The organism is Wenzhouxiangella sp. XN79A (assembly GCF_012272825.1).
Taxonomy (GTDB): Bacteria; Pseudomonadota; Gammaproteobacteria; order Xanthomonadales; family Wenzhouxiangellaceae.
This window is the reverse complement of sequence record NZ_JAAWWS010000157.1, coordinates 110,968-131,601: the sequence shown is the minus strand read 5'-3', so window position 1 is coordinate 131,601 and position 20,634 is coordinate 110,968. Positions and strand designations below refer to the sequence as shown.

The window sequence follows — 20,634 nt, the reverse complement described above, 5'->3', positions numbered from 1 at the left end:
CTCGCCATGAACGTACTGATCACCGGCAACTCCAGCGGCCTCGGCCTCGGACTCACGCGTGAACTGCTCGACCAGGGCGCCATCGTCTGGGGCATGAGCCGATCGGGCTGCCCGATCCACGACGACGACGGCCTGCGCGATCGCAAGGTCGACCTGGGCAACCTCAACGCCATCCCCGAGGCCATGGACCGACTGCTGTCGGACTGCCTGCGGCTGGACCTGCTGGTCCTCAACGCCGGCATCCTCGGCCGGATCCAGGACTTCCACACCACCGACGTGCACGACGTCGAGCACCTGTTCCGGATCAACGTCTGGGCCAACAAACTGATTCTCGACTGGTTCATCGAGCGCCGGATCCCGGTCGAACAGGTCATCGCCATCTCCTCCGGTGCCGGTCACAATCTCAGCCGCGGCTGGGGCGCCTACGCGATGAGCAAGTCCAGCCTCGACGACCTGATCGCCCTCTACGCCCACGAGATGCCCGACACCCACCTGACCTCGCTGGCACCCGGCCTGGTCGACACCGGCATGCAGGACTACCTGTGCGGCGAGGTCGACAGCGAGGAATTCCCGTCGGTGCAGAAGCTCAAGAACGCCCGCGGCACCGAGGCGATGCCGTCGCCTGCGGAGTCGGCCGCGCAGATCCTGGGCCTGCTGGAGAAGCTCAAGACGGGTGAAAGCGGCCAGTTCGTCGACGTGCGCACGCTCGACGACTGACCGGCCGGGCAAGGCTCCTGCGGCCGGTCGGCCGACCGCAGGACCATTCGGTCAGAAGCTCAGGCGCAGGTTCGCCCGATAGATCGTGGCATCGAACTCGAAGGTCTCGGCACCGACCGAAATTCCGAACAGGTCGCCGATGCGGAACAGCAGGTCGGCGCCGCCGATGAATTCCGGGTCCTCGAAACCGTCGGCCTGGGCGCCGACGTAGCCGCGAAATTCGATCGGTCCGTTGCCGGGCGCGGCGCGCACGCCGAAGTCCAGGCGACCCCCGTCCTGGTCGGTGCCGGCCAGTTCGATGCCGGCATACGAGAGCTCGACGAAGGTCGAGACCGACTCGGACAGCGCACTGTGGAAGCCGATGCCGGCCTTGTAGTAGTGCAGTTCGTCGGAGCCGAAGTCCCAGCGGTCCAGTCCACCCTGCAGATAGAAGCGATCGCCGAGCGCCGCCGAGCCGCGCAGATTGAACCCGTCCTGCGAATCCAGGTCATCCGGATCGAACCAGGAAACGCCGCCTTCGATCCAGGACCAGCTCATGCCGTCCCGGGCATGGGCAGTCGAGAGGGGTGCGGTCATCACGGCTGCGACCAGTGCAGCGGCGGGGATCCAACGATAGTCCATGAGATGTGTCCTCTACTGAATGGAAAGTATGCGGACGCAGCCGACGCACGGCGACGGGGACCACCGGCGTCGATGCCGGATGCTCGATTTCGATCACGATGGACTGCCACGCCCGAGACGATATTCGCATGCGTTTCCGGGACCGTCAAGCCCGGCCGGCGCCTGTCGTATTTCGCAGCCGGTTCTCGTACTCTAGTGCACCCCGCAACTAGATCCATGAACATTCAACCCGAGGGACTCCGACCATGATGGACTTCAAGCTCGGCGAGATCATCTCGCTGCTGCTCAAGACGATGCCGTTCCTGATCTTCCGCTTCCTGATCTACTTCGGCATCACGCTGGCCTACGTACTGATCACCGGTGTCGGCGCCGGGATCGGCTATGGCGTCGGCACGATCGGCGGCGAGCCGGAGGCCGGCGGGCTGTACGGCGGCCTGATCGGCTTCGGCGTGGCCGGCGCGATCATGTACTTCATCCGCGAATACCTGCTCTACCTGGTCAAGGCCGGTCACATCGCGGTGCTGGTCGAGCTCATGGAAGGCCGATCGCTGCCGGGCGGCAAGGGTCAGATCGACTACGCCCAGGGCATCGTGCGCGAGCGCTTTGCCGAGTCGTCCATCCTGTTCGGCGTCGACCAGCTGATCAAGGGCGTACTGAAGGCCTTCAACCGGGTGTTCTTCACGATCACCAACTTCCTGCCGATCCCGGGCATCCAGGGCATCGCCAAGTTCATCAACACCATCGTGAACCTGTCGCTGACCTACCTCGACGAGGTGATCCTGGCCTACAACATGAAGGTCCGCTCGGACAATCCCTGGGCGACCTCGCGCACCGCCCTGGTGCTGTACGCGCAGAACTACAAGGCCTTCCTGAAGAATGCCTTCTGGCTGGCCTTCGTGATCTGGGGCCTGACCTTCCTGGTCTTCCTCCTGATCCTGGCGCCGGTCGCCGGGCTGGTTTCGCTGTTCCCGGGGGCCGCCGGTCCGCTGGCGCTGATCATCGCGGTGGTGTTCGCCTGGGGCATCAAGCAGGCGGTCATCGAGCCGGTCGGCATGACCGCGCTGATGCAGGTCTTCTTCAAGGTCACCGAGGGCCAGCAGCCGAACCCGGAATGGGAGGGCAAGCTCGACGGCGCGTCGAAGAAGTTCTCGAAGCTCAAGGACAAGGCATCGGACTGGGAGCGCGAGCACGGTGCCTCCGGCTCCGGCGAACCCCCGGCGCCGACTCGACCGGCCGCCTGACCCGACGCTGCGAACCGGGCGCCCGGCGCCCGGTTCGGGCTCACGACCCGTCCTTGCCCAGTTCCTGCTGACGTTGGTCGGCGGGAGTCCGTGGGCCACCCTCCAGCAGCTCCAGCCGTTCGCGGATCCGGCGCAGTTCATCGAGCAGTTCGCGGCGCGCCTGCGCTTCCTCGTCGTCGTGGATCGAGTTGGTTGCCGTGACGATGATCGCGATGAACAGGTTCAACACCATGAAGCTCGAAATCAGGATGAACGGCACGAAGTACAGCCAGACCAGCGGAATCTCCTCGAGCATCGGCCGGGCGATGCCCGACGACCAGGATTCCAGCGTCATGATCTGGAACAGCGCGAAGAAGCTGCGGCCCAGGGTGCCCCAGTACTCCGGGAACCGCTCGCCGAACAGCATCGTGCCCATCACCGCGAAGATGTAGAACACCAGCAGCAGCAGCGCCGCCGTCCAGCCCATGCCGGGCAGCGCGCGCATCAGCGACTCGATGATCATCTTCAGTCGCGGCACCTGGCTGAGCAGGCGCAGCACCCGCAGAATCCGCAGTGCGCGCAGGATGTCCAGCGGGCCGGTGGCCGGCACCAGCGAGATGCCGACGACCAGGAAATCGAACACGTTCCAGCCCGAACGGAAGAAGCGCGGACCGAACGCGACCAGCTTGATCGCGATCTCGACGACGAAGATCGCGAGGATGCCGCTGTTGAGCGCAAGCAGCAGCGTCCCGAAACGGGCCATGACCGCGTCGCTGGTCTCCAGGCCGAGGATCACCGCGTTGAAGATGATCAGGCCGATGATGACGTTGCGCGGCCCGCGCGATTCGATCCAGCGGCCGAGGCGAGCCCGCCAGCGCAGGCGCGCGAAGGGGGACGGTCCAGGGGCTTCGCTGTCGGCGTTCACGATTGCATGTCCTCGGGATGGGTGCGGCGACGACGCGCTCGTCGGTGGCCTTCGACCCAGTCGCCGGCCGCGATCATACGCTCGGCGAAGGCCTCGGCATCGCCCCGGTCGACGGCCGCGATCAACTGCTCGACGGCAGCGCGCAGCGCCTCGAGCACGTCGGCCTGGGCCGGGTTCAGGCGCTGGATCTCGAAGTACAGCGCCGGGTTCTCGCGGGTCACGTCACGGGCGATCGCCAGCTGCCGACCGAAGGTGGTCGAAGCGACCTCGGCCAGTTCGTCCGGCGACCGCCCGGAGCCGGCCACGGCATCGGCAAACACCAGGTTGATGGCGTGCGAGAGGCCGAGCACCCAGGCCATCAGGCCGTCGTGGGCGTCCAGCGGCACGTCGACGCATTCGGCCATGGTGTCGGCGAACAGCGCCCTGGCCGCGTCGACGGCATCGCGGCGGCCGCAGTCCATGAACAGCACGTGGCGTCCGGCCAGCAGGCGGGTGTCCGGACCGAACATCGGGTGGATCGATGCCACCTGCAGACCGGCGCCGGCGGCGCGCTTCAGCGGCTCGATCAGCGGCCCCTTGACCGAGGCCAGGTCGAGGACCAGCGCATCGCTGCCGCGCTCGATCAGCTCGTCCAGTCGATCGGCCGAGGCCTGGATCGGCGCGGCCAGCACGATCAACTCGGCCGACGCCGGCGCGTCCTCGAGAACGCGCACGGCATCGTCGCCCGGCGTTTCGACGGCCGGGTCGGCCACGATCACGCGCCAGCCCTGCTCGGCCAGGAACCGGGTCATCCAGTCGCCCATCCGGCCCAGGCCGCCGACCACCACCGCGGATCGCCCGCTGCCCCGTCCCGAACCGGCCACCCGTTCGGCCTCCTGGCGGGTCAACGAGGCCTCGATCAGCGCCGTCAGCAGCGTCTCGGCAAGGTCGGGGTCCAGCCCGACCTCGACGGCGCGTGCGCGCACGCCGTCGAGCACCTGCCGCTCGCGCCGGAAATCGCGCAGCGCCCGACCGGCGGACTTCTTGATCCGCCCGATCTCCGAGACCACCCGCTGCCGCTCGGCCGCCCGCTCGATCAAGGCCCGATCGATCCGATCCAGCTCGGCGCGCAGCCTGTCGAGTTCCGGTTCCTTCGCGTCAGTCATCGCAGCTCAATGGGAACGATCCCGGAGAAAACCAATGTCGAATCGTCCGCCCGGGCAAGCACCGGATGATCGAAGAGCATCGACCCGGCGCGCTGCGGATGGCCGCGCCCGGATCGAAGTCCGGGACAGGCTCCGCGCAGGAACCGCAGCGTACACCGCAGGGACGTGAAGATTCCGAGCACGGCGTCTCCAGCGCAAGATCGAACGGTGATGATCGGTGGAGAGCGTCGCGGGCCGCGCGCCGCGGGTGGCCACCGGAGCGGAGGGACCGCAGTGCACGTGCAGCTGCATGAGGATCGCGAGCACTCCCGGGCGTTCGCATCGAATCCGATCGAAGGCAATTTTCGGGGAGCGCCGTCGCGAGCGCTCGATGGACGGTGGCCGCCGGAGCGCAGGAACCGCAGCGTACGTTCCAGGTACGTGAGGATCCCGAACACCGCCTCTCCGGCGCCAGATCGACGGATGATGATCGGCGGAGAGCGTAGCGAGCAGCGCGACGCGAGTGGCCGCCGGAGCGGAGCGACCGCAGTGCACGTTCGGGTGCATGAGGATCGCGAGCACCGCCGGACGCCCGCGGCGCGTTGCGCAGTAGCTCTCCGCCGATCATCACGCGCGGCCCATGAACTCGCCGGTCTCCGTATTCACCTTGATGCTCTCCCCCGGCGTGATGTAGTCCGGCACCATCACTTCCAGCCCGGTCTCGGTGGTCGCCGGCTTGGCCGAGCGGGTCGCCGTCGCGCCCTTCATGACCGGCGCGGTGTCGGCCACGGTCAGTTCCACCGATTGCGGCAGCTGAAGCGCGGCCGGCTGGCCGTCGATCAGCATCACGTAGATGCCGCCGAGGCCGTCGCGGATGTAGCCGGCCGCGTCACCGACGGCCTCGGCATCGAGCAGGTACTGGGTGAAATCCTCGTCGTCCATGAACACGAACTCCTCGCCGTCGCGGTAGGAGAAGCTCGACTGGCGGCGGACCAGGTCGGCCTCCTTCGCCACGTCGTCGCCCTTGAGCGTCAGTTCCTGGCGATCGCCGCCGGGGATGGACTCGAGCTTGAAGCGGTACAGCGTGCCGCCGCCGCGCGCGGTCGGCGCCGAACGCGAGACATCGCGAACGGCCCAGACGCGACCGTCGTGCTCGATGACGTTGCCGCGCTTGATCTCGTTGGCCTTGGGCATGGGTGCATCTCCTGCAGGATCGGCAAAGGCCGCGATTATCGTTCATTTCCGGACGCCGAATCCTGCATGTGCGATGTGCATAATCGAGCGCAATCCTCGATCCGAACGGCCGACCGATGCGACGATTTCCACTCAAGCGGCTGCTGATCACCAGCAGCCTGACCCTGGTCCTGATGATCGTCGCCGCGTGGTTCGGCGGCCGTTGGTACTTCGCCGGCACGGTGCTGGACACCGACGGGCGGGCCACGCTGACCGGGCTGGACGCGCCGGTCGAGATCGAGTTCGACGCGCGCGGCATTCCGCGCATCCGCGCCCGGACCGACGCCGATGCGCTGCGCGCGCTGGGCTGGCTGCATGCGGCCGAACGCGGCTTCCAGATGGAACTGATGCGCGCGGTGGCGCGCGGCGAACTGGCCGAAAAGGTCGGCGCCGGGGCGCTGGACAGCGACCGGCTGCACCACCGCTTCGGCTTCGCCCGGCGGGTGGAGCTGGAGCCGCCCGAGCTTTCGCCCGGGACCGGGCGGCTGCTGCAGGCCTACGTCGACGGCATCAACCGCCGTCTCGAGCGCGGCGACCTGCCGCCGGGGCTGGTCCTGCTCGGCGGTACGCCACGGCCGTGGACGGTCGCCGACGTGCTGACGCTGGCCTACTACCAGACCTGGTATCCGACCACGCTGGTCCAGCGACTGGCCGAGGCCTGGCGGGCGGCCGGCCGGACCGGCGCGCCCGACATGGCCGAGTGGCTCGAAACGCTGCCGGACTGGGGCGTGCCGAGCGTGCCCGGCCAGCGCATGACCGAGGCCTCGAACACCTGGGTCGTGGCGCCCGAGCGCTCGGCCAGCGGCCGGGCGCTGCACGCCTCCGACCCTCACCTGGACACCACCATGGCCCCCGGGCTCTGGTACGCCGCCGGCCTGCACAGCCAGGAAACGCTGGACGTCGTCGGCGTCACCGTCCCGGGCCTGCCGTTCGTCGCGATGGGCCACAACGGCGAGGTCGCGTTCGCGTTCACCGTCGCACCGGTCGACCTGTTCGAGTTCTACAGGTTCGAGCGGCTCGACGGCGGCAAGACGCTGCTGCGCGGCCCCGACGGCCCGGTCACGATCCAGGAGCACAGCGTCGACATCGTCATCGGCAACGCCGAGGCCACGGTGCGCGAAACCATTCGGACCACCGAGCACGGCGTGATCGTCGACGAGAACGACGAGACGGTGACGGTGATGCGCTGGGCAGGCTTCGAACTGCCGATCGGCGACCTGGTCGAGAACGGGCTGGCGCTGAACCGGGCGCGGACCTTCGCCGACTTCCGCGCCGCGGCCAGCAACATGGGGGCGTTGTCGGTCAACTGGAGCTATTCCGATCGCGCCGGCAACATCGGCTACGTGCAGTCCACGCCGGTGCCGATGCGCACCCACGATCGGTTCTACGTCACTCTGGACGGCGCCGATCCGCGGAACCACTGGGCCGGTTTCCTGCCACCGGACGCGCGTCCCTACGCGCTCAACCCGCCGCAGGGCTGGCTGGCCAACGCCAACAACCACGCCGCGGTCGACGTCGCCTGGCCGATGCCGGGCTTCTACAAGCACCTGCGCATGCGCCGCGCGGCCGACTGGCTGAGCGGCAACCAGATCCTCGACCGCGCGACGATGCATGCGATGCAGCTCGACATCGTGTCCGAGCGAGCCTTGCTGTGGAAGGACTGGCTGGCCGGGGTCGCCGAGCGCACCGGCCGCACGCCGCTGGCCGCCGAACTGCACGGCTGGGACGGCACGATGGCGGCCGACTCGATGACCGCCGGGCTGTTCGCGCTGTGGTGGCAATACCTGCCCGACCGACTGTTCGCCGAAGGCCCGGTCGATCCGCACCACGGCCGGACCCTGCTGGACGACTGGCTGGCCGCGCCGGACGCGGCGCCGGTGAGCGTCGTCGAGCGCGACGTTGCGGCCGCACGGGCCCTGGACGACGCGCTGCGCGGCCCGCGCCGGCCGCTGGGCGCGATCCAGACCCTGACCATCGCCCATCCGCTGGCCCGGGCCGGGCTGCTCGACCGCTGGCTGGACCTGGCGCGCGGCCCGCTGCCGATCGGCGGCGGGCCCGGCGCGCTGAACGTGACCTACCACCGCTGGGACCCGCACACCGAACAACTGCGCGCCGCGGCCGGGGCGTCGATGCGTTTCGTCATGGACTGGGCCGACGTCGACGGCTTCACGCTGAATCTGGCGCTGGGCCAGTCCGGCCACCCGCTGTCACCGCATTTCGACGACTTCCTGGCCGACTGGCAGTCCGGCACGCCGTGGACCGTACCGTGGTCGAGCGCGGCGGTCGATGCGGCCACCGCGTCCACCCTCCGGCTGCTGCCCGATTGATCGGTCGGCCCGATCGTTCCGTCGATCGGGCCCGACTGAATCCGGCGCGCCGGGCGTGGTCCAATGGTGCGAGTCGGCAGTCACCGCACCGTCGCGTCGCGGTGGTAGCCTGCCCCGACGTATCCGCAACCGAATCGAACCTCGAGGAGTGTTTCGACCATGAACGACCCAAGGCATCAAGCGCGCGTCCATGCCGCGACCTACACCGGCACCGCTTCGTCCACCGACATCGATGACGACGCGCGTCGCGTGCTGCGCAATACCTGGAACCTGCTGGCCATGACCCTGCTGTTCTCGGCCGGCACCGCGGCGCTGTCGATGAGCCAGGGCTGGAGCCATCCGGGCATCCTGATCACGCTGGTCGGCTACTTCGGCCTGCTGTTCCTGACCATGGCGCTGCGCAACTCCGCGTGGGGCCTGGTCTCGGTGTTCGCCCTGACCGGCTTCATGGGCCTGACCCTCGGCCCGATCATCAGCAGCTACATCTCGGTCTTCAGCAACGGCAGCGAACTGGTGATCTCGGCCTTCACCGCCACCGCGGTCGCCTTCGTCGCGCTGTCGGCGTTCGCCGTGACCACGAAAAAGGACTTCAGCTTCATGGGCTCGTTCCTGTTCGCCGGCATCCTGGTGGCGTTCCTGGCCGGCCTGGGCGCGTACTTCTTCCAGCTGCCGGCACTGTCCCTGGCCGTCTCGGCGATCTTCGCCGTGCTGATGTGCGGCCTGATCCTGTTCCAGACCCAGCAGATCGTGCGCGGCGGCGAGCGCAACTACATCATGGCCACGGTGACGCTGTTCGTGTCGATCTACAACCTGTTCACCAGCCTGCTCCACCTGTTCGGCTTCGCCTTCGGCGAGGACTGACCGGACGCGGGCCGGGCGCATCGCTGCCCGGTCCGGCATTTGGCCCCCGCCCCGGGGGCTGGTAAAATGCCGGATTGATCAACGAATCGACGGCTCCGCCGGTGCCCTGCGCCGGCGGCTTGCTTTTCCGGAGGTAGACATGTCGACCATTCTCGAGAAACTGGGCGAACTGCGCGCCAGCGGCGGCGAGGTCCGCACCCACGGGCTCAGCGACCCGATCATCGAACGCTTCGCGGCCCGCGATTCCCGCCTGCACCAGGCCGTCGACCAGGCGCTGAGCGTTGCTGAGTGCTGGAAATCCGCCTACCCCGAACTGTGGGCTGCCGACGACGTCGAGCAGCAGCGGCAGCTGCAGTCCGGCTACGTCAACTTCTACGCCGACGACGCCGTGAACCCCTACGTCGCCCTGGCCGCCAAGGGGCCGTGGATCGTGACCACCAAGGGCGCGGTGCTGCACGACTCCGGTGGCTACGGCATGCTCGGCTTCGGTCACGCGCCGGAACAGGTGCTGGCGGCCATGAACCAGCCGCACGTCATGGCCAACGTCATGACCCCCAGTTTCAGCCACCTGAAGTTCGTCGAAGTGCTGCGCGCCGAGCTCGGCCACAGCCGCGACGACGGCTGCCCGTTCGAGCGCTTCCTGTGCATGAACTCCGGCTCCGAGTCGGTGACCGTGGCCGGCCGAATCGCCGATATCAACGCCAAGGCGATGACCGACCCGGGCGGCGCGCGCGAGGGCGCGACCATCAAGCGCCTGTCGCTGACCGGCGGTTTCCACGGCCGCACCGACAAACCGGCGCGCTATTCCGATTCGACCCGCAAGACCTACCAGGCCCACCTGGCCTCGTTCCGAGGCGACGAGGGCCTGGTCACCGTGCGGCCGAACGATTGCGAGGACCTGCGCCGGATCTTCGCCCAGGCCGAGCGCGACAACGTGTTCTTCGAGGCCGCCTTCATGGAGCCGGTGATGGGCGAAGGCAACCCGGGCGCGGCGCTCGATCCCGAGTTCTACGCGCTGGCCCGCGAGCTGACCGAGCAGCACGGCACGCTGCTGCTGGTCGACTCGATCCAGGCCGGCCTGCGCGCCCAGGGTGTGCTGTCGATCGTCGACTACCCCGGTTTCCAGGATCTGGCTGCACCGGACCTGGAGACCTGGTCGAAGGCGCTCAACGCCGGCCAGTACCCGATGTCGGTGCTGGGCATGACGCCCAGGGCGGCGGCCATCTACCGGAAAGGGGTCTACGGCAACACCATGACCGCGAACCCGCGCGCGCTGGACGTCGGCACCACGGTGCTGTCGATGATCACGCCCGAGCTTCGCCGCAACATCGTCGAGCGGGGACGCGAGTTCGTCGAGAAGTTCGAGCGGCTGAAGACCGAACTCGACGGCCGGATCACCCGGGTCCAGGGCACCGGCCTGCTGTTTTCCGTCGAGCTGGACGGCAGTCGATACAAGGCCTACGGCAGCAATTCGACCGAGGAATACCTGCGGATGCACGGCATCAACGTGATCCACGGCGGAGAGAACTCGCTGCGCTTCACGCCGACCTTCGGCATCACTTCCGAAGAAGTCGACCTGATCGTGGAGGCCACGCGCGACGCACTGCTGAAGGGGCCGGTCAAACAGGTCGACCAGGCAGCCTGACCGGGCGTGCGGCCACGCCACCGAACACGAAAAACGCCCCGGCCGGAACCGGGGCGTTCTTCGTTCCGCGGTCCTCGCCGGCGAACCGCGTCGGAAGCCGGCGGTTCAGAACCTGAAGTGCAACGACACGCCGCCGTTCCAGTACGGGATGTACGGGACATGAGGGACCGGTGGCCGGATCACCACCACCGGACCATGGCCCGAATGGCCGTAGTGACCGCGATACCGCGGTGGCGGCCCGTGTCGGTAGCGCGGCGGATGACCGTACCGAGCACCGTGGCGATACCCATGTCGGTAGCCGTGTCGGTAGCCGGTGCCGTGCGCAGGCCGGTGGCCAGGGTACGACCCGTGACGACGTTCGTAACGATATCCGTGGTGTGGGCCATGACCGCGGTGGCCGTAGCCCGGACCATACCCGTAGCGATCGCCGTAGTGGCCCGAAGGGCCGTAGCCGGGACCACCCGCCGAGGCCAGCGCCGAGACCCCGAGCAGGGCCGCGGCCGTCAAGGAAAGAACCCGATGCATGCGTTTCATGTCGGCCTCCGGGCCTTTGGGGACGGGTACACTCTAGGCCGCTCCCGCTGAATCAGGACTGAACCGATGCTCGAACTCCACGCGCACGACGGCGGCATTCGCGAACTCCGCCTGGCCCGCCCGCCGGTCAACGCGTTGAACCCGGAGCTGGTCGAGACCCTGCTCGAGGCCGTGCGCTCGGCCCAGGACGACGGCACCGAAGCGCTGGTGCTGTCGGGCCGCGAGGGCCTGTTTTCGGCCGGCCTGGACCTGCCCGAACTGCTCACCCTCGACGCCGACGGCATGCGCGCGTTCTGGGGCGACCTGTTCGGCCTGCTCGAGGCGCTGGCGCGCTCGTCGATTCCGGTCGTCTCGGCCATCACCGGCCACAGCCCGGCCGGCGGCACCGTGCTGGCCCTGTTCACCGACTACCGGGTCCAGGCCGAGGGCGCCTACAAGCTGGGCCTCAACGAAGTCGAGGTCGGACTGGTGGTGCCGCCGGTGATCCAGCGCGCGCTGGCCCGACTGATCGGGCCCTATCCGGCCGAACGGCACCTGGTGGCCGGACAGATGATTTCCGCCGCCGAGGCCGATGCGATCGGCCTGGTCGACGAGCGCGTGCCGACCGACAAGGTCGTCGAGCGGGCCCTGGCCTGGTGCCGCTTCCACCTCGCCCTGCCGCGTCACTCGATGCAGGCCACACGCGCGCTGTGCCGGACCGACCTGTGCGCCTTGTTCGACGACCCGATGGCGCTGGACATCGAGGGCTTCGTCGAAGGCTGGTTCAGCGAGGCCACGCAGGCCACGCTGAACAAGGTCGTCGAACAGCTGAAGGCCCGCCGCTGATCGTCGATTGCGCGATCCGGCCGGGGCTGGCTACACTCGAGCCATGAGCGACAGCCTGCCTGCCGACCAACGTCCGTTCGCTGCTCCGTGCCGAGCGCTCGAGCTCACCGCCGCGTTCGAGTGGGTCCGGGCCGGCTGGCGCGACTACCGCGCGAGCCTTCGGGTCAGCCTGGTCTACGGCCTGCTGGTGTTCACCCTGAGCCTGGTCGTCACCGTCCTGTCGTGGAAGGCCGGTCGCTACGGCCTGGTCATGGCGATGCTGTCGGGCTTCGTCTTCATCGCACCGCTGATGGCCACCGGCATGTATTCGGTCAGCCGCCAGCTCGAGCGCGGCGAGCGGCCGTCGTTCTCTCGCTCCGCCCGGCGGATGAAGATCGTGGTCCGCGATGCGCTGATCTTCGCGCTGGCGCTGACCGTGATCTTCCTGGTCTGGGTCCGCGCGGCCTTCATGCTGCACGTATTCTTCCCGGTCGGTGTCGAGGAAAGCCTGGAGGGCCTGCTGACCTTCCTGGCGATCGGCTCGGCGGTCGGCTCGATCTTCGCCGCCGTGGTGTTCGCGATCTCGGCCTTCTCGCTGCCGATGATCGTCGACCGCGACGCCGACATGGTCACCGCCAGCGTGACCAGCATGAATGCGGTGCTGCGCAACAAGCCGGCCATGGCGGTCTGGGTGGCCTGCATCGTCGGCCTGACCGGTCTCGGCTTCGCCACCGCCGGCCTCGGCCTGATCGTCACCATCCCGCTGCTGGGCTACGCCACCCACCACGCGTACCGCAGCACGATCGACGCCTCGGCCTGGCCGCCGTCGCCCTGAGCCGGAAACTCGACCCCGGCATTCGCCGACTCGCCCACCGACGCTGGACAGAAGCACCAACATCCCGGGGCCGGCGAAGCAGGAACCCGGGACCTCGTGACGAATCGTCTCGCCCGGCAATCCGAGCGTTCGTCGTCCCACGGAGCGGCGCGCTGTTCGACGACAGCACCTTCTCGGGGGAGTCCCGGGTTCGCCTGCGGCGCCCCGGGACGAGCCTGAAAGGAAGAACACTGCGGGATGACCCGAAGCCGCGAGCGGATTCAGGTCACTTCCACTTCAACTCGTAGAGATCCAGCCTTCGATCCCGCAGGTTGCGCACCGAACCCTGCGAGCGGATCTCGCGCAGGTTGTCGAGGTCGAGGTCGGCAATCAGCATGGTCTCGGTGTTGGCGGTGGCCTCGGCGGCGATCGCGTCGTGCGGAAACGCGAAGTCCGAGGGCGTGAACACTGCCGCCTGGGAGTACTGCATGTCCATGTTCTCGACCTTCGGCAGGTTGCCGACCGAACCGGAGATCACCACGTAGCACTCGTTTTCGATCGCGCGGGCCTGGGCGCAGCGGCGCACCCGCAGGTAGGCGTTCTTGGTGTCGGTCCAGTACGGCACGAACAGGATGTGCAGGCCCTGCTCGGCCAGCAGCCGCGGCAGCTCGGGGAACTCCACGTCATAGCAGACCAGGATGCCGATCTTGCCGAAGTCGGTGTCGAACACCTTGACCTTGTCGCCGCCTTTCAACCCCCAGTAGCTGACCTCGTCGGGCGTGACGTGGATCTTGTACTGGCGGTCCCAGGTGCCGTCACGGCGGAGCAGGTAGCAGACGTTGCGCAGCTGCTCGCCGTCGTACTCGGGCATCGAACCGGCCACGATGTTGATGTTGTAGGAGACCGCGAACTTCAGCATCTGCTCGCGGATGGCGTCGGTGTAGCCGGCCAGCTGACGCACCGCCTCGGCCGGTCCCTGGTCGTTCCAGGGCGCCATCATCGGCCCGTTGAAGAACTCCGGGAACAGCACGACATCGGCCTGGTAGCCGGACACGGCGTCGACGAAGTACTCGATCTGCCCGTAGAGATCCTCCAGCGACCGGGTCGGTCGCATCTGCCACTGGACCGCGCCGACCCGCACGTCGGACGGACGGCCGCCGATGATGTCGCTGTCTTCGGTGTGATAGATGTTGACCCACTCCAGCAGCACGGCGTAGCCGTCGGACTCCTGGTCGTCGGGCAGGTAGCCCCGGATGATCTTGCGCACCTGGAAGTCGTTGGCCAGCTGGAAGGTCAGGATCGGATCGACCAGCTCGCGCGCCCGCACCCGGGCCACGTATTGCTGCGGCGTCATCTCCTCGCGGTGCGCCCGATAACCGGGAATCCGTCCGCCGACCACGATGCCGCGCAGGTTCAGCTGCTCGCACAGCGCCTTGCGCGCGTCGTACAGTCGCCGGCCGAGCCGGAGCGCCCGGTAGTGCGGGTGAACGAACACGTCGACGCCGTACAGCACGTCGCCCTTCGGATCATGGGTGGTCAGATAGCCGTTGCCGGTGATGTCCCAGTACTTGTGGTTGTGACCCCAGCGGCTGTACTTGACCCTAAGCGAAATCGCCGCAGCCACCACCTTGCCGTTGTCCTCGATGCACAGCTGCCCTTCCGGAAAGCGGTGCATCTGCGAGTCGAACTGCTCGCGCGTCCAGGCCCCGTCGAGCTTGCCGGGATAGACCCGGTCCATGATCTCGGCGATGTCGGCGTAGTCGTCGGGCCGGGTCTGGCGAAGCTTCAGTCGGTGCTGATCGGATTCCGTGCTCATGCGAGAGAGGGCGGCGATACGCCGCGGGTCGGGACTGCCGTGCAGGGTACACCCGGCACGCCTCGCGTGCGTCCTGACCCGGCCCACGAACGGTCGGCGACCCGGCCAGCGCCAGCGCCGGAACCAGAGCGGATACCCGCAGCACCGGCAGCCCGATCGACCACCCGGATTCGCCGTGCCCGAACGGCTCGGAGGAGGATGGTGGCTGACCATGGATTGTCACCCGATCGTCAACCGCGCGTCATCGGACTGCAAGCGTGCGTCATCACGATGACGAACACCGACCGGAGAACCTCGATGCTTCCGTCCGACCGACTCCGCATTCCGACCCACGTCCGCACGCTGTGGCTGTCCGATGTCCACCTGGGTTACCCGGGGGCACGCGCCGAGGCCCTGCTCGAGTTCATCCGCGTGATGCGCTGCGACACCCTGTACCTGGTCGGCGACATCATCGATTTCTGGTCGCTGAAGAAGCGCCGCCACTGGCCACAGGCCCACAACGACGTGGTCCGTTCGATTCTGGGCAAGGCCAAGCACGACACCCGGGTGGTCTACGTACCGGGCAACCACGACGACGTCGTACGGGACTACGTCGAGCTCAAGCTCGGCAACGTCGAGATCCACGAGCGGATCATCCACGAGACCGTCGACGGCAGGACGCTGCTGGTCATGCACGGCGACCAGTTCGATGCCGCCGTGCTGCACTCGAGGCTGGCCGCGGCGTTCGGCGCAGCCGCCTACGACGGGCTGATGGGGTTCAGCCGTCTGCTGGACCGGGTCCGCGATGCGATGGGACGCGAGCACTGGTCGCTGGCCGGCGCGATCAAGTCGCGGATCGGTCGGGCCCAGGCCTACATCGAGCGCTTCGAGAACGCCGCGGTCCGCGAGGCCCGTCGGCACGGGGTCGATGGCCTGGTCTGCGGCCATATCCACCGCCCGGCCCTGCGCGCCGAGGGAGAGACCATCTACATGAACTGCGGCGATTGGGTCGAGAACTGCACCGCGCTGGTCGAGCACCGCGACGGCCGCCTGCAGCTGCTGCGGCCCGGCGCGGCCGAAGCGCCGGTGGAGCACGAACTGGCCCGGAGCGAAGCGGCATGAAGCTGCTGCTGGTCTCCGATGCCTGGGCGCCCCAGGTCAACGGCGTGGCGCGGACGCTGAGCCAGACCCGCGAGACGCTGATCGAGCTCGGTCACGACGTCGTGGTCCTGTCGCCGGAAGGCCAGCGCACGCTGCCCTGTCCCGGTTATCCCGAGATCCGGCTGACGATCGGCGCCCGCCGCGCCGCCCGCCGCTGCCTCGACCGGGACGGCCCGTTCGACGCCATCCACATCGCCACCGAAGGCCCGCTGGGCTGGGCCGCGCGGCGCGAGTGCCTGAAGCGCGGGCTGGAATTCACGACCTCCTGCCACACCCGGTTCCCCGAGTACCTGCGGATGCGCGCACCGGTTCCGCTGGCCTGGAGCTACGCCCTGCTCCGCCGCTTCCACGGGGCGGCGCGCCGCACCCTGGTTCGCTCCGAAAGCCACGCCCGGGTGCTGCGCGAACGCGGCTTCGAGCACCTCGCGGTCTGGCCCGGCGCGGTCGACACCGCGCTGTTCCGGCCGCGAGGCAAGGACGCGCTGGACCTGCCGCGACCGATCGCGATGTACATGGGCCGGGTCGCGCCGGAAAAGAACATCGAGGCCTTCCTCGAACTCGACCTGCCGGGCTCGCGGGTCGTGGTCGGCGGCGGTCCGGCGCTGGATACGCTGCAGCGACGCTTTCCCGACGTCCACTTCCTCGGCTACCGCCACGGCGAAGCGCTGGCCGAGACGCTGTCGGCGGCCGACGTGTTCGTGTTCCCGAGCCGCACCGACACCTTCGGACTGGTCATCCTCGAAGCCCAGGCCTGCGGGGTGCCGGTCGCGGCCTACCCGGTGCCCGGACCACTGGACCTGGTCACCGACGGCGCCAACGGCGCGCTGGACGACGACCTGGCCGAGGCGGTGTTCCGGGCCCTGGCCGTGGCGCCGGAGGACTGCATCGAGAACGCGGCGGGCTACTCGTGGCGGCAGGGCACGCTGTGCTTCGTCGAATTGCTGGCCGCGGCCTGTCCGCCGCGCGCCGAGCGCGTCGACCCGGCGCGCGATGCCACCGCGCTGGCCGATCCCGCGCAGTGAGGACTCAACGAGTCGCGCGCTCGGCGCGGCGGAGCCAGCGCAGGGAATGCACCGCGATCGCCAGTCCGGCCAGCGCGTTGGCGATCGCCACGGCCAGGTAGACCGTACCCGAGCCGTCGATCCGCGAGGCGATCCAGACCAGCGGCACGTAGAAGACCAGGATGCGGGTCAGCGAATACCCCAGCGCGGTCAGCGGCCGACCAAGACCGTTGAAGCCACCGGCCGCGACGATCGCCACGCCGTACCCCCACAGGCTGATCGGAACGATGTGCAGGTAGCGGGCCGCCTCCTCGGCCACCGCGGGCTCGGAGGCAAAGATCCCGGCCAGGGCCTTTCCGAACACCGCGAACACGCCGGCCAGCAGGACCGACCAGCCGGCACACAGCAGGAACGCAACGACCAGCGCACGCCGGGCGCGGTCGATCCGATTGGCGCCGAGGTTCTGGCCGGTCATCGGGCCGATCGCCGAGGACAGCGCCAGCATCGGCAGAATGGCGAAGGCCTCGAGCCGGGTCGCCACGCCGAAGCCGGCCACGGTCTGCGACCCCAGCACCGCGATCAGGGCCGTGGCAACCGCCATGCCGGCCGGGTTCGATGCATTGCCGAGCGCGGCCGGAACGCCGATGGCGAGAATCCGCCTGGCCGAACCGACGAACGCCCGCCGGTCGGGCAGACGCAGCCGGACCAGGCCCTCGCCGCGGACGACCAGCCAGAGCGCGAAGCCCGAGGCGCCGAAGCGCGCAAGCAACGTACCCAGCGCCGCGCCCTCGATGCCCAGCGCCGGTAGCGGGCCGGCGCCGAACACCAGCAGCGGGGTCAGCGCGACGTTCGCCGCGGCATCGCCGACCATGATCGCGCTGGGCCGGACGGAATCGCCGCTGGCCCGGACCATCGCGTTGCTCAGCATGGTCACGACCACGAACGGAAGCGATACGAACCAGATCCGCATGTAGGCCACGGCCAGGCCCAGCACGGGTTCACGCGCGCCGAGCAGCATCAGCAGCGGCTCGGCAGCCAGCAGCCCGATCGCGGCCAGCACCGTGGCCAGACCGGCCCCGAGCATCAGTGCGTCGGTGGACCGGCGGCGCACCGAGTTCCAGCGGCGACGACCGATTCCCCGCGCGACCACCGACGCGGTCCCGGCCGAAAGCCCGATCGCCAGGCTGGTCAGGGTCAACGCGATCGGAAACGCGAACGACAGCGCAGCCAGCGGATCGGTCCCGAGCCGACCGACGAAGTAGGTATCGACCAGCTGCACCGACAGGACCGCCGCGATGCCGAACATCATCGGCCCGGCCAGGCCGAGCAGCTTGCCGCCGACCGCGCCTTCGGTCAGATCGCGATCGGATCGGCGCCGACCGTCGCTCCGGTCGGCGTCGTCGTCGCCCTGGGCCGGATTGTTCATGCGAACACGCCTCTGCCGAGCCGGGCTTCGGCCCGGTCGACCTGCGAGAAGGCCTCCAGTGTCCACGCAGTCCGTGCAGACCGCGCGAGCGGGGTCGTCCGTATAATCGATGCATGGCCATCGCCCCGCCCGGCCCGGACACCCCGGTCTACTCGCCGATCGAACTCGCCCGCGAGGTACGCACCCACCTCGAGGCCGGCTTTCCGCGCGTCTGGCTGTCGGGCGAGATTTCCAACCTGTCCCAACCGGCCTCGGGTCACCTCTACTTCACCCTCAAGGACGCCCGCGCCCAGGTGCGTTGCGCACTGTTCCGCGGCAGCCGCGGCAACGTCGCGACCCGGCCGGCCAACGGCGACCAGGTCCTGGTGCGCGGTCGGATCAGCCTGTACGAGGCCCGCGGCGACTGCCAGCTGATCGCCGATGCGATGCTGCCGGCCGGCGCCGGCGAACTGCAGCAGGCCTTCGAAGCGCTGAAGAAGAAGCTCGAAGCCCAAGGGCTGTTCGACCCCGCGCGCAAGCGCCCGCTGCCGGAGTATCCGGACCGCATCGCGGTGGTCACCTCGCCGACCGGCGCGGCCCTGCGCGACATCCTGACCACGCTGCAGCGGCGCTGGCCGGCCGCGGCGGTTCGCGTCCATGCCAGCCCGGTCCAGGGCGAAGCCGCGCCGGCCCGGTTGATCCGCGCGCTGCAAGCAGCCGATCGCGGCGGCCACGATGTCATCCTGCTGGCCCGTGGCGGCGGTTCGCTGGAGGACCTGTGGGCGTTCAACGACGAGGGACTGGCGCGGGCGATCGCCGGGGCCTCGACGCCGATCGTCTCCGGCGTCGGCCACGAGACCGATTTCACCATCGCCGATTTCGTTGCCGACCAGCGGGCCGCCACGCCGACCGCAGCGGCCGAAGCGGTCACGCCCGACGGCCCGGCCCTGGTGCGCCGGATCGCCGGGCTGTCCGAGCGGCTTCGGCGCGCCGCCCAGCGCTGTCTGCAGCAGGACTGGCAACGCCTGGACGCACTCGACCGGCGGCTCGGTCGGCGCCACCCTCGGCGCGCGCTCGAGGGTCACGGCGAGCAGCTGGCCGCGCTGCAGCGCCGTCTGCGGCGCGCCGCCGCGCGCGGCCCGGAGCGCGCCCAGCGCCGACTCGAAGGGCTCGAGCTTCGCCTCCAGGCCCGCCATCCGGCACCGAGACTGCGCGAGCAGCAGCGTCGCGTCGCCGAACTGCGACGCCGCCTGGTCGAGGCGGTCGGGCGCCGCCTCGAACGCGCCGAAGCCCGGCTGGGCGCCGATGCACGCGCGCTCAACGCGGTCAGCCCGCTGGCCGTGCTCGACCGCGGCTACGCGGTGCTGCTCGACGAGCACGATCACGTCCTGTCGCAGCGCGACGACTTCGCTCCCGGGACCCGATTCCGGGCCCGCATCCGCGACTTCGCCGTCGACGCTGAAGTGCGCGAAGTGAGCGACGCCGAATGACCGGCGGCAGAAAGCGTCTGGCCGGCATCGCGACCACCGAGCAACTGATCCGCAAGAGCCGCTTCATCGGCGTCTGCGGCCCGATCGAATCGGCCGAGGACGCGGCCCGCTTCGTCGAGGACCACGGGGCCGAAGGCTGCCGGCACGTCGCATTCGCGTGGAAGCTGGACGACCGGGTCCGCTTCGACGACGCCGGCGAGCCCGGCGGCACCGCCGGCCGGCCGATCCTGGCCGCACTGGAGCACTTCGAACTGGACCGCTCGATCGTCGTCGTCAGCCGCTTCTTCGGCGGCACCAAACTCGGCACCGGCGGCCTGGCGCGCGCCTACGGGGGCACCGCAATGACCGTCCTGCAGGACGCTCCGACCGCGGCCATCGTCACGATGGTCGAGCGCATCATCGAGGGCGGCTTCGAAGCCGCCGACGCCCTGCACCGCCAGGTCGACGAACTGGACGGCGAAAAACTCGACGAACGCTGGACACCGAACGGCGTCCGCCTCCACGTCCGCCTGCCGGCCGAAAACGCCTCGGCGCTGCTGCGCGGGGTGCGGGAAATCACTCGGGGACAGGGGCTGTGCCGGGAAGCGTCCGTGTAGCTCGTTCGAACGGACGCCAACGGTGGATGGGGTGGTGGCTTCCCTGGGCCACACGCGGTCGGCCACGAGGGCTTCGCCCTCGGGTGAGGGTCGTGGCGCGAAAAATCGCTTCGTGCCGTGGAGTGGGAAGCGCTTGCCGGGTACAGGGCTTTCTGAACGCTTGGCGAAGCCGGATGGTCGGTTCCGGCTCGGTTCGGTGAACGGCCCTTCGGTGGGCGGGTGTTCTGCTTCTGGTGTTCTGCTCGTCCTGGGGTGATTGCTTCCCGGGGCTACAAGCGTTTCGCCACGCGGACTTCGTCCGCTTTCTGGCGAGGTACTTTTGTCAAACGCCACAAAAGTACCCAAAAGGGCTTTTTAAAAG

18 protein-coding genes are annotated in these 20,634 nt (G+C 68.9%); 11 read left to right on the top strand and 7 right to left on the bottom strand.

Features of this window, described 5'->3' with window-relative positions; translation table 11 throughout:
* Positions 1 to 6 precede the first annotated feature (6 nt).
* Positions 7 to 717, top strand: a complete 711-nt coding sequence (locus tag HFP89_RS12570; RefSeq protein WP_168718011.1) for an SDR family NAD(P)-dependent oxidoreductase — start codon at positions 7 to 9, stop codon at positions 715 to 717.
* A gap of 51 nt (positions 718 to 768) precedes the next feature.
* On the opposite strand, the gene HFP89_RS12565 is transcribed toward HFP89_RS12570, so the two are convergent.
* Positions 769 to 1,338 (bottom strand): hypothetical protein, encoded by a 570-nt coding sequence (locus HFP89_RS12565; RefSeq protein WP_168718010.1) that lies wholly within the window; start codon positions 1,336 to 1,338, stop codon positions 769 to 771.
* 245 nt (positions 1,339 to 1,583) lie between these two features.
* Between HFP89_RS12565 and HFP89_RS12560 the strand changes: the two genes are divergently transcribed.
* A complete protein-coding gene (locus tag HFP89_RS12560; RefSeq protein ID WP_206212359.1) occupies positions 1,584 to 2,579 on the top strand; it encodes a hypothetical protein in 996 nt (331 codons plus the stop codon).
* A 40-nt stretch (positions 2,580 to 2,619) separates the two neighbouring features.
* Here HFP89_RS12560 and HFP89_RS12555 read toward each other — a convergent pair whose 3' ends face one another.
* The 3 genes from HFP89_RS12555 to yeiP form a co-directional block, all read right to left on the bottom strand.
* Positions 2,620 to 3,483 (bottom strand): ion transporter, encoded by an 864-nt coding sequence (locus HFP89_RS12555; protein WP_346775246.1) that lies wholly within the window; start codon positions 3,481 to 3,483, stop codon positions 2,620 to 2,622.
* On the bottom strand, positions 3,480 to 4,628 hold the full coding sequence (locus HFP89_RS12550) for a bifunctional chorismate mutase/prephenate dehydrogenase (protein WP_168718009.1): 1,149 nt from the start codon (positions 4,626 to 4,628) through the stop codon (positions 3,480 to 3,482). Before HFP89_RS12550 ends, HFP89_RS12555 begins: the two co-directional genes overlap by 4 nt.
* A 606-nt stretch (positions 4,629 to 5,234) precedes the next feature.
* A complete protein-coding gene (gene yeiP / locus HFP89_RS12545; RefSeq protein WP_168718008.1) occupies positions 5,235 to 5,801 on the bottom strand; it encodes an elongation factor P-like protein YeiP in 567 nt (188 codons plus the stop codon).
* A 116-nt stretch (positions 5,802 to 5,917) separates the two neighbouring features.
* On the opposite strand from yeiP, the gene HFP89_RS12540 reads away from it, so the two are divergent.
* From HFP89_RS12540 to HFP89_RS12530, 3 genes are all read left to right on the top strand, one after another.
* Positions 5,918 to 8,167: a penicillin acylase family protein gene (locus HFP89_RS12540; RefSeq protein ID WP_168718007.1), complete on the top strand. Its 2,250-nt coding sequence runs from the start codon at positions 5,918 to 5,920 to the stop codon at positions 8,165 to 8,167.
* Positions 8,168 to 8,326: 159 nt separating this feature from the next.
* The gene (locus HFP89_RS12535) at positions 8,327 to 9,028 is read left to right on the top strand and encodes a Bax inhibitor-1/YccA family protein (RefSeq protein WP_168718006.1); all 702 of its coding nucleotides are present in this window, start codon (positions 8,327 to 8,329) and stop codon (positions 9,026 to 9,028) included.
* Positions 9,029 to 9,167: 139 nt separating this feature from the next.
* The gene (locus HFP89_RS12530; protein ID WP_168718005.1) at positions 9,168 to 10,673 is read left to right on the top strand and encodes an aminotransferase class III-fold pyridoxal phosphate-dependent enzyme; all 1,506 of its coding nucleotides are present in this window, start codon (positions 9,168 to 9,170) and stop codon (positions 10,671 to 10,673) included.
* 105 nt (positions 10,674 to 10,778) lie between these two features.
* Here HFP89_RS12530 and HFP89_RS12525 read toward each other — a convergent pair whose 3' ends face one another.
* Positions 10,779 to 11,207, bottom strand: a complete 429-nt coding sequence (locus tag HFP89_RS12525) for a hypothetical protein (protein ID WP_168717893.1) — start codon at positions 11,205 to 11,207, stop codon at positions 10,779 to 10,781.
* 66 nt (positions 11,208 to 11,273) lie between these two features.
* Between HFP89_RS12525 and HFP89_RS12520 the strand changes: the two genes are divergently transcribed.
* Together HFP89_RS12520 and HFP89_RS12515 are read left to right on the top strand one after the other, a co-directional pair.
* Positions 11,274 to 12,032: an enoyl-CoA hydratase/isomerase family protein gene (locus tag HFP89_RS12520; RefSeq protein WP_168718004.1), complete on the top strand. Its 759-nt coding sequence runs from the start codon at positions 11,274 to 11,276 to the stop codon at positions 12,030 to 12,032.
* Positions 12,033 to 12,075: 43 nt separating this feature from the next.
* On the top strand, positions 12,076 to 12,846 hold the full coding sequence (locus HFP89_RS12515; RefSeq protein ID WP_168718003.1) for a DUF2189 domain-containing protein: 771 nt from the start codon (positions 12,076 to 12,078) through the stop codon (positions 12,844 to 12,846).
* A 265-nt stretch (positions 12,847 to 13,111) separates the two neighbouring features.
* Here the strand turns inward: HFP89_RS12515 and HFP89_RS12510 are convergent, their stop codons facing one another.
* Positions 13,112 to 14,641 (bottom strand): bifunctional GNAT family N-acetyltransferase/carbon-nitrogen hydrolase family protein, encoded by a 1,530-nt coding sequence (locus HFP89_RS12510; protein WP_168718002.1) that lies wholly within the window; start codon positions 14,639 to 14,641, stop codon positions 13,112 to 13,114.
* Positions 14,642 to 14,938: 297 nt separating this feature from the next.
* Here HFP89_RS12510 and HFP89_RS12505 point away from each other — a divergent pair, with 297 nt between their 5' ends.
* Both HFP89_RS12505 and HFP89_RS12500 read left to right on the top strand, forming a co-directional pair.
* A complete protein-coding gene (locus HFP89_RS12505) occupies positions 14,939 to 15,742 on the top strand; it encodes a UDP-2,3-diacylglucosamine diphosphatase (protein WP_168718001.1) in 804 nt (267 codons plus the stop codon).
* A complete protein-coding gene (locus tag HFP89_RS12500; protein ID WP_168718000.1) occupies positions 15,739 to 16,803 on the top strand; it encodes a glycosyltransferase family 1 protein in 1,065 nt (354 codons plus the stop codon). The genes HFP89_RS12505 and HFP89_RS12500 overlap by 4 nt, the downstream gene beginning before the upstream one ends.
* A gap of 4 nt (positions 16,804 to 16,807) precedes the next feature.
* On the opposite strand, the gene HFP89_RS12495 is transcribed toward HFP89_RS12500, so the two are convergent.
* Positions 16,808 to 18,208, bottom strand: coding sequence for an MATE family efflux transporter (locus HFP89_RS12495; RefSeq protein WP_168717999.1), 1,401 nt, complete (start codon positions 18,206 to 18,208; stop codon positions 16,808 to 16,810).
* A gap of 113 nt (positions 18,209 to 18,321) precedes the next feature.
* On the opposite strand from HFP89_RS12495, the gene xseA reads away from it, so the two are divergent.
* Both xseA and HFP89_RS12485 read left to right on the top strand, forming a co-directional pair.
* Positions 18,322 to 19,677, top strand: coding sequence for an exodeoxyribonuclease VII large subunit (xseA, locus tag HFP89_RS12490; RefSeq protein WP_168717998.1), 1,356 nt, complete (start codon positions 18,322 to 18,324; stop codon positions 19,675 to 19,677).
* Positions 19,674 to 20,273, top strand: coding sequence for a YigZ family protein (locus HFP89_RS12485; protein ID WP_168717997.1), 600 nt, complete (start codon positions 19,674 to 19,676; stop codon positions 20,271 to 20,273). The genes xseA and HFP89_RS12485 overlap by 4 nt, the downstream gene beginning before the upstream one ends.
* Positions 20,274 to 20,634 lie beyond the last annotated feature (361 nt).